General features: G+C 46.1%; 1 protein-coding gene. It reads right to left on the bottom strand.

Features of this window, described 5'->3' with window-relative positions:
* A partial coding sequence (locus CXF95_RS26400; RefSeq protein ID WP_157828268.1) for a hypothetical protein occupies positions 1 to 232 on the bottom strand: 232 nt, incomplete at both ends.

Genomic DNA, 232 nt, shown 5'->3' with positions numbered 1-232 from the left:
TCATTATCATCGTCAGTGTCGGTCACGTTTGAGATAAAATCGCCGTCAGTATCCAGCGGTAAACTGCTATTGACTAACGGATTTGTTCCGGCTGCAATTTCATCTGCATCTGAATAACCATCGTTGTCGTCGTCAGCATCAGCTGCCATGCCAAGGGATATACAAGCCGCATCACACTCATCCGGTGCACCGTCATTATCAGTATCAACATAATCTCCAATGGCTATCAGTG

The organism is Paraglaciecola sp. MB-3u-78 (genome assembly GCF_002835935.1).
Classification (GTDB): domain Bacteria; phylum Pseudomonadota; class Gammaproteobacteria; order Enterobacterales; family Alteromonadaceae; genus Paraglaciecola.
This window is presented reverse-complemented; position numbering and strand designations above follow the sequence as displayed.